The following is an 8,301-nucleotide window of genomic DNA, read 5'->3' on the forward strand; positions in this document are numbered from 1 at the left end:
GCAAGAGTGGGAAAACGTCAATAAGCACTGGAACAATGTACAGATAATAAAATAATTAATTATTTGATTTTAATGAAAAAATAAAAATCATGGACAAACACCAAAACATGAAACTAATATATATTAGGTATATTCATTTCTGCTTTCATTTGGGTTAGTTTATGAAGCTCCGCAGTATACCTGTTAGTCTCAGTAAACGCATTTTCATATTGATTCCAAAATAAAAGCAGTGATAATTAATATTGATTCAATTGCTTATTAAATAGGCTTACTAACTATGGAAATTCGGGTATTTCGGCAAGACGACTTTGAAGCCGTTATCACACTTTGGGAACGTTGTGATTTGATTAACTCTGGTGATGATCCAGAAATAGATATTGAGCGTAAACTTAACCACGACGCTGATTTATTTCTGGTTGCTGAAGTGGCAGGGGAAGTGGTTGGTACAGTGATGGGCGGTTATGATGGGCATCGGGGTCATGCGTATTATCTGGGGGTTCATCCTGAATTCAGAGGCAGGGGAATAGCTAATGCTTTGATCTCTCGTCTTGAAAAAAAATTATTGGCCAGAGGTTGTCCCTGTATTTTGATTCTGGTTCCAGAAGAAAATGATGCAACAATCTGTATGTGTGAAAAGATGGAATATGATTATTTATGTCAAGAAAATGTGATGTTTAGCAAGCGCTTGATTATTGACTAAATGGCGTATTAAATAAATATAATATTCTGAAGTTACCGGTCATTTTCTTACTCCTCGCGGTGTGAGGAGTAAGGGAACATTTTCAGCTATTACTTTTTTGTTGAAGCATAAATAGAATGAGACCATCCTCTCAGGTATTTGTTTTTTATAACCAGAAGGTCTTTTGACATCACGGGTTTTCCATTATCACAATAAAGCATAATTTTAATATTCCCATTCTCATCTTTAAATAGATAATAATGCTCAGGTATAGAGGATGCGGACTTTCCTTTTAATACAGTCCAGTCATAAGGCTGCTGATAATTGACATGATATTGATAAGGAACATTCATTTTTCTCTCCTGAGTTAAGTTATTTAGCCAATGGTTAATAAAGGTAAGTTGGCAGAAAGATAACGGATAAAAATTTGCAACATTGTCTGTATCATACAATTTATTTTATAAATAAATGTACAATGCTGAATCAATAATCCTTTTTAACCATGATTTTGATGTTTCTGTTGATAAATGGTTTGTGTATTTACAATTGAATTGAATGTTTTTTTGAAAGTGCGGTCTGATAGATATCAAGTGACAATTTCATAGCGTCAAAGGTAAGAAAACAGTGATGGATAAATTTTTTGCATTTAATTTCGGTTCCAAACAGAAGAGGGTTATGGCCGTCGGCAGTTTAGTTGGATGTTCATTCTTGTTGACGGCCTGTGCCGGAACATTACGTGCATCATGGCCTGCCTTATCTAACTGGTTTGGCAGCTCTTTGAGCGTTTCTGAACAGGGCATGGGAGAGATTAATCAACAGACGGATATGACTCAATCCGCGATTGAAAAGGGCTTGGAGGGAAAATATCGTCTGCGTAGCGGCATGGAAATGCAAAATGGCAAGTTAGTGAGTGTCATTCAGGGTATGGCAGATGATCAGGTGAAACTGGAATTTCATGGTCTGGTCAATGGTAAGGTTAATCGTATTGATGTGCTGGACGACGGGGTTAAAACCGTTTGGGGTACAAAAATAGGCACACCTTTCTCCGATCTCTATCATCAGGCATTTGGTAAATGTCAGCGCTCCCATGATGTCGCGATACAACCTACCGTCATTTGCCCGTCCCCGCAAAGCCAGCATGTCAGCTATGTCTTTACCGGCACTTGGGATGGCCCGGAAGGATTAATGCCTTCCGATGATGTTTTGAAAGGTTGGAAGGTTTCACGCATTGTTTGGAAGTCATGATAAAAATCTAAAAAGTCGTCTTATATAAAGTTAAGCGCCTTTTTATAGTCACTTAATCTCTTCTGCACCTTTATCGCTTTTCATCATTTCTCATAAAAATTCGGTATATAAAACAGGCGTTATTAACCTACCCTGTTATAAAGATTCTGGATACAGTAGAGAAATTGTTGTCGAGTAGTGTGAAGGGCTGGGTGTGGGATGAAAATAGTGGCTATAGTAGGGCGTCAATAATGTGGGGGGCCAGCAAACGTGTCTTGCCTGGATTTGGGCTGAGTCTGGGCTGTAGCCTGTTTTATGTCTGCCTTATCCTGCTGTTGCCGTTGAGCGCTTTGGTCGTGCAGCTTTCCAGCATGACATGGGAACAATATTGGCAGGTCATCGTCAATCCGCAGGTGGTTGCCGCTTATCAAGTGACATTACTGGCGGCAACGGTTGCCAGTTTGTTCAATATGGTTTTTGGCATGTTGATGGCCTGGATATTAACGCGCTATCAATTTCCGGGACGCAGTTTACTCGACGGTTTGATGGATTTGCCCTTTGCTTTACCGACCGCTGTTGCCGGTTTAACCCTGGCGACCCTCTTTTCTGCAACCGGGTGGTATGGTGCCTGGCTTGGCAATTTTGATATCAAAGTTGCCAACACTTGGTTAGGTATTGCGGTTGCAATGGCATTTACCAGCCTGCCTTTTGTTGTCCGCACGGTTCAGCCGGTTCTTGAAGAATTAGGCCCTGAATATGAGGAAGCCGCCCAAACCTTAGGCGCGAGCCGTTGGCAAACTTTTCGGCAGGTGATTTTACCGGAGGTTTCACCGGCATTAATTGCCGGAACAGTGCTTTCTTTTACCCGCAGTTTGGGGGAATTTGGTGCAGTGATTTTTATTGCGGGCAATATTGCCTGGCAAACTGAAGTCGCCTCCCTGATGATCTTTGTCCGCTTGCAAGAATTTGATTATCCGGCGGCCAGTGCAATCGCATCGGTCATTCTTGCCGCATCGTTATTATTGCTATTTAGTGTCAATATCGTGCAAAGCCGCTTTGGTAAACGGATCGGGGGACAGTGATGACTGAATTTTCCGTATCCACCGTGGCGCAACGCCTTGCCGTAAAACGTTCCTCCATAAATTGGGGAAAGGGGCTATTGATTGGCACCGGTATCCTTTTTTCGGTTCTGTTGTTGGTCATACCAATAGCATGGATTTTCCTGACTGCCTTTTCCAAAGGCATCGATAGGGTTGCACAAAACCTTTCCGATCCCGATATGCTGCACGCTATCTGGTTGACCGTGCTGATTGCGTTTATCACCGTTCCCCTCAATTTGGTTTTTGGTGTCATGACAGCATGGCTGGTGACACGTTTCCAATTCCCCGGCCGGCAATTATTACTGACACTCATTGATATTCCGTTTGCCATTTCGCCGGTTGTGGCCGGATTACTTTATCTTCTGTTTTATGGTGCCAATGGGGGGTTAGGCAGTTGGCTGGGGAATTATGACATTCAATTGATGTTTTCATGGTCTGGCATGGTATTGGTGACGGTTTTTGTGACCTGCCCGTTTGTGGTGCGTGAATTGGTGCCGGTGATGTTGAGCCAAGGCAATCAGGAAGATGAAGCGGCCATATTGTTGGGGGCCTCTGGCTGGAAGATGTTCTGGCACGTGACATTGCCAAATATCCGTTGGGCATTGTTATATGGCGTTGTTTTGACCAATGCGCGGGCGATTGGGGAATTTGGTGCCGTGTCGGTGGTATCGGGGGCCATTCGCGGTGAAACTTATACGCTGCCTTTGCAGGTTGAGTTGTTGTATCAAGATTACAACACGGTTGGCGCATTTACGGCAGCGGCCTTATTGGCGGTGATGGCGATTATTACCCTGATTGTCAAAAGTGCATTGCAATGGCGTTTAAGCCATCAGCAAGGGGGATGAGGAGCGGGATATGAGTATTGAAATCAACAAAATCAGTAAATCTTTTGGCCGATCTCAGATACTGAACGAAATTTCACTGGCTATTGAATCGGGTGAAATGGTCGCCCTGCTGGGGCCGTCGGGTTCCGGCAAGACGACCTTGTTGAGGATTATCGCGGGGCTTGAGCAGCAGAGTGCCGGTCAATTGAAGTTCCACGGGCAGGAGGTCAGCCAGCGACATGCAAAAGATCGGCGTGTTGGGTTTGTCTTTCAGCACTACGCCTTATTTCGCCATATGACGGTATTTGATAACGTGGCGTTTGGCCTGACCGTGCTTCCCCGTCATCAACGTCCCAGTGCTGAGAGATTGCACCGTCAAGTCATGGCCTTGCTGGAGATGGTACAACTCTCCCATTTGGCAGAACGTTATCCCTCTCAGCTTTCTGGTGGGCAAAAACAGCGTGTGGCATTAGCCAGGGCATTGGCCGTTGAGCCGCAGATCCTGTTGTTGGATGAGCCTTTTGGCGCATTGGACGCGCAAGTGAGAATGGAATTGCGTCGTTGGTTGCGCCAGCTTCATGAAGAGTTGAAGTTTACCAGCGTCTTTGTCACCCATGATCAGGAAGAGGCGATGGAAGTGGCTGACAGAGTGGTGCTGATGAATCAGGGGCGCATTGAACAGGTCGGCACGCCCCAGCAAGTGTGGCATGAACCGGATAACCGCTTTGTCCTTGAATTTATGGGAGAAATCAACAAACTGAGTGGTGAAATTAAAGGTTCCCATCTCTGGATTGGCGGGACAATTTTTCCGTTGAATATCACACCACTGCATCAAGGAAAGGTTGATGTCTTTTTCCGCCCTTGGGATATGGTGCTCAGTGCCAAACAAACCACAGTCTGTCCTTTGCCGGTGCAAGTCGTGGAAGTGAGTCCGCGCGGTCATTTTTTCCTGTTATCTGTTCAGCCAATAGGATGGGGGAATGAATACCTGTCCGTGATTTGGCAGGATGATTCATCCATTCCGGTGAGGGGAGCTCATTATTTTATGGGTGGCACAGGGGCTCGCTTATATGCGGGGGATTTGCCGTTAAACGTGTTGCGATTTGCTGAATCCGCCTGATTTTATTCATCTTTATATTGCATCCCTATTTCCCGCCATGCGAGAGAGTAGGGATTTTTTGTTCTGGATTGACTTCAGGAGCATTCGGGCCAATTTCCTATTTGTTTAAATATTGCCTGTTCATTTAAGTAACGTTGAATGAAACACCATCAATTTCAGTTGCCAAAAGTCAGCATATCCTCTAAAAATTTTCACCCATGAAGGCGGAAAACGCGCCAACCCTAGTGACAGAATAAACATACCCTCGCGCCCGAGCGTTAGCCTCGGTGGGCATAAATGCTAAAACGAAAGTACGGAGATATGTATGAGTACTTCACTCACCGGATACCGATCCCTGATGCCGACACTGAAAATTCTCCTTGTTTTTTCCCTCGTCGGCGCCTTTATGACGGAAGCCCGTGCCGAACCAACACCCGACAGCCCTTACCGGACCCAAGTTTGGGATAACAAGTTTATTTATGGTGCTTATTCCAGCCTGATTTCCAGCTATATCATGGGGACGGAGTTCCGGGATCTGATTGCCCAGCTCGGCCAGCCTGACAATATCAATCAGCATGAGGTCAGGAAACGTCTGGCCGATTTTCAAAAACGTTATGCGAATCTTACCGACCGGGAGATCAGGGCGATTCTGGCGTTTGCCAGAGCAAACCGCAGCCTGACGATTTATGAGGAAGAGCGTTCGGTTATTACGACCGATGCCCAGAATAGGGTGTTTATTCAGGCGATGAAGTCACATCCAGAACTCAGGCCCGTTGACGATATCCTGAGTGCTGACGGCGGATTTACCTCGACTAATTTTCAGTTTAATGCGCACCGTGCCCTGTACAATAATGCGTTGCGGATCCCCCAGAACTCACTGGCGGCCATTGTGAACGCCTATGTTGCAGGGATACGTTCGGTTGAATTTGATGTGCTCGACACAGCGGATCATCAGAGTGTGGTGGTTCATGACTTGGTAACCAATCGGTTGACCGGTGACCTCAACAAGCCACCAGTGTTGGTGGGAAAAAACAACTATGCGAAGATTGCGCAGACCAACATCGACATCCTCAATCCGCTGGGCGCTCCTTATGCCGTGCAGAGCAGTGGGCTGAAACGGTTGATGAAGACAGAGGATGTCCTGAAGTTCATACATGAAAATCTCCCCGGGATGACCGTGTACATTGATGCCAGAAATGACGCCCCCCTCTCGGTTATCGATATCTTGAAAGCCCATCCTGACTACAGGGATCAGGTTGTTATCAAGGTGTATCCTTTTGCTTTTAGGGCAGGCGCATATGATGTCGTCAGGCAATATGCTGCCCGGCACGCTCTGTCTCCTAACGAGGCTGCCGCTGAGATCTATAAGATTAACCCGCACCTTCTGGTAGTGATGGAGAATGCTATTTTACTGACCAATGAAGGGGTCATGCTGTCGACGATGACGGATATGACCTTCACCATGTACTGGACGGCACAGGAGCCGATGACATCGCACTACAGATACCGTTCCCTTCTGCCCTTTTCCACTGTGTCGCAAGATCCGGCCAATACTTTTCAGGGCAAGACGATTTTCTCTGATGATCAACTGACCGAAATCGAGTCCCGTACCTATCTGCTTTACTGCTGGGCGACCGATTTTGCCACGCTCGGTGACCTGACAGTCTTCCAGATCGGGATCACCCCTTCGCTGGAACACATAGTCCGGCATCCCGGGGATCCTTCATCCAGTAAGGAATTCAACGCCATGCCGCAGAACGACAAATTCAAGTCGGCGATTCAGGACAATTTTATGGCGCTTTACAAGGCCATCATGGCGGGGACTATCACACCGAAGCTGGAACTGCCGGATCAAACCTCCGCCAGAGTCAGCAGCCTGATCGCCAAGAGCATTTTCGGTTTGTCGGACCGTTATCCCGATTTTTCTCTGGCGCATCGCACACCGGACGGTGCCGTTGCCCAAGGATCCATACGTAATTTCTATTACAACATGGGGGGAACCGTTTATGAGAATAATGCCTATCCTGCTCCCCTGTTGCGTTCGAGCAGGGCAATCCTCAACAAGCAACAGGAGTTGACCGCTGACCACCTTCCGGTAGGCTATGCCACGACGGACCTGCCGACCGATTTGCGCGTCGGTGCCATGGGATTGCTCGGCCATAACGGCCTGCCGGATGATTTGCAGTATCGTGCCAGCGCGCTGGTCAAACCGCGATTTACACCGGACGACATCCCGGCTTATACGTTGCCGGACTGGACCAAGCATCTTTATGGGGACGCGATAGGGACTAAGTTGTCCACGTTCGAGGAACAGGTTAATGACATCAAGAACATTGATGGCATCATCGCGGGATTGAAAGGTGAGCAATTATCCATGAAAACGGCGGAGAGCGTGACTCCCCCCGTTCCGGTGATCAATCCTCGTGTGTTGCATCGCCTGGCGAAGCATCAGCCCGTTTATCGGTCACAGGTTCCCGTGGAGATCTGGGTTGCGGCCGGGAAAAAAATCCAGGCTGGGCTGGACCGTGCCACGGTTGATGCCTCAAACGCCAGGAAGCGCTTTCAGGCGACGTTCGGCACCCCGTACATCGAATAATCCGATTTTCCTTATCATTTAACTCGTGTCCTCTTTAAAAGGGAGGGTATGTCGTTAAGCAAAACTGGAGTAGACCATGAAGAAATTGAGTTATTGCAGTGTACTTGCAGGCCCACTTGTGCTGTCCCTGTTTATCCTGACCGCGTGTTCTTCCCAGTCGGCACCGTTGGCCAGTAACGTAAAAATCGCAGAACTTGCGGCAACAGGAACACTACAGGCGAATAAAAAACCGATTCTGTGCGGGGCAGGGTATATCACTTCCTATGCGGTGGATCAGAACAGCCCTGCAAAAGATCAGAAAAAAGACAATTACCTCACCACTCGTATTGAGTTGGATACAACCAGCTTCCCCGCACCTCAGGGGAGCTACTATTTATCTCAATGGCCGGATGGGACTACGGGTACGGGACACATTATCAGTATAGAGACATACGCCACCAACACAGACAATGAAAACCGGATGCTACATCAACGATTATTATCAACGATCGAGACCGCCTACCAGACCCGATCCCCCGTCAGAATTGAAAAATTTGGGGGAACAAATTCATGCTATGCGGTCAACGGTGAAAAGCTCTTTTCAATTCGCGTCTGCTCGAATGAACGCGACTGTGGTGGCAACGGGTAAGCATGGTCCCTTAAAGGAATATACATCGAATAATCCGATTTTCCTTATCATTTAACTCGTGTCCTCTTTAAAAGGGAGGGCATGTCGTTAAGCAAAACTGGAGTAGACCATGAAGAAATTGAGTTATTGCAGTGTACTTGCAGGCCCACTT

At 46.9% G+C, this 8,301-nt stretch carries 8 protein-coding genes; 7 read left to right on the plus strand and 1 reads right to left on the minus strand.

The genetic code is table 11. The features are described 5' to 3' along the window. Positions 1-277 precede the first annotated feature (277 nt). On the plus strand, positions 278-700 hold the full coding sequence (locus tag PSI15_RS16410; RefSeq protein WP_273584469.1) for a GNAT family acetyltransferase: 423 nt from the start codon (positions 278-280) through the stop codon (positions 698-700). Between the two features lie 89 nt (positions 701-789). On the opposite strand, the gene PSI15_RS16415 is transcribed toward PSI15_RS16410, so the two are convergent. Beyond that, positions 790-1,032: a hypothetical protein gene (locus PSI15_RS16415; RefSeq protein WP_273584470.1), complete on the minus strand. Its 243-nt coding sequence runs from the start codon at positions 1,030-1,032 to the stop codon at positions 790-792. A gap of 322 nt (positions 1,033-1,354) precedes the next feature. Between PSI15_RS16415 and PSI15_RS16420 the strand changes: the two genes are divergently transcribed. The 6 genes from PSI15_RS16420 to PSI15_RS16445 all read left to right on the plus strand — a co-directional run bounded on the left by PSI15_RS16420 (position 1,355) and on the right by PSI15_RS16445 (position 8,150). Continuing rightward, positions 1,355-1,924 (plus strand): RpoE-regulated lipoprotein, encoded by a 570-nt coding sequence (locus PSI15_RS16420; RefSeq protein ID WP_443256107.1) that lies wholly within the window; start codon positions 1,355-1,357, stop codon positions 1,922-1,924. Between the two features lie 230 nt (positions 1,925-2,154). Beyond that, entirely contained in the window at positions 2,155-2,985 is an 831-nt protein-coding gene (gene cysT, locus PSI15_RS16425) for a sulfate/thiosulfate ABC transporter permease CysT (RefSeq protein WP_273584472.1), read from the plus strand. Beyond that, positions 2,985-3,848 (plus strand): sulfate/thiosulfate ABC transporter permease CysW, encoded by an 864-nt coding sequence (cysW, locus tag PSI15_RS16430; protein WP_273584473.1) that lies wholly within the window; start codon positions 2,985-2,987, stop codon positions 3,846-3,848. The genes cysT and cysW overlap by 1 nt, the downstream gene beginning before the upstream one ends. Positions 3,849-3,858: 10 nt before the next feature. Next, positions 3,859-4,947, plus strand: a complete 1,089-nt coding sequence (gene cysA / locus PSI15_RS16435; RefSeq protein WP_273584474.1) for a sulfate/thiosulfate ABC transporter ATP-binding protein CysA — start codon at positions 3,859-3,861, stop codon at positions 4,945-4,947. Between the two features lie 304 nt (positions 4,948-5,251). After that, on the plus strand, positions 5,252-7,522 hold the full coding sequence (locus PSI15_RS16440; protein WP_273584475.1) for a glycerophosphodiester phosphodiesterase family protein: 2,271 nt from the start codon (positions 5,252-5,254) through the stop codon (positions 7,520-7,522). 76 nt (positions 7,523-7,598) lie between these two features. Continuing rightward, entirely contained in the window at positions 7,599-8,150 is a 552-nt protein-coding gene (locus PSI15_RS16445) for a hypothetical protein (RefSeq protein ID WP_273584476.1), read from the plus strand. The last annotated feature ends 151 nt before the right edge of the window (positions 8,151-8,301 follow it).

Origin of the sequence: Xenorhabdus sp. PR6a (assembly GCF_028599065.1) — a bacterium.
Classification (GTDB): Bacteria; Pseudomonadota; Gammaproteobacteria; order Enterobacterales; family Enterobacteriaceae; genus Xenorhabdus; species Xenorhabdus doucetiae.

Excerpts from the sequence above, each read along its gene's own strand:
- PSI15_RS16410 (WP_273584469.1), top strand. The coding sequence starts at position 278 with ATGGAAATTCGGGTATTTCGGCAAGACGACTTTGAAGCCGTTATCACA.
- PSI15_RS16415 (WP_273584470.1), bottom strand. The coding sequence starts at position 1,032 with ATGAATGTTCCTTATCAATATCATGTCAATTATCAGCAGCCTTATGAC.
- PSI15_RS16420 (WP_443256107.1), top strand. The coding sequence starts at position 1,355 with ATGGCCGTCGGCAGTTTAGTTGGATGTTCATTCTTGTTGACGGCCTGT.
- cysT (WP_273584472.1), top strand. The coding sequence starts at position 2,155 with ATGTGGGGGGCCAGCAAACGTGTCTTGCCTGGATTTGGGCTGAGTCTG.
- cysW (WP_273584473.1), top strand. The coding sequence starts at position 2,985 with ATGACTGAATTTTCCGTATCCACCGTGGCGCAACGCCTTGCCGTAAAA.
- cysA (WP_273584474.1), top strand. The coding sequence starts at position 3,859 with ATGAGTATTGAAATCAACAAAATCAGTAAATCTTTTGGCCGATCTCAG.
- PSI15_RS16440 (WP_273584475.1), top strand. The coding sequence starts at position 5,252 with ATGAGTACTTCACTCACCGGATACCGATCCCTGATGCCGACACTGAAA.
- PSI15_RS16445 (WP_273584476.1), top strand. The coding sequence starts at position 7,599 with ATGAAGAAATTGAGTTATTGCAGTGTACTTGCAGGCCCACTTGTGCTG.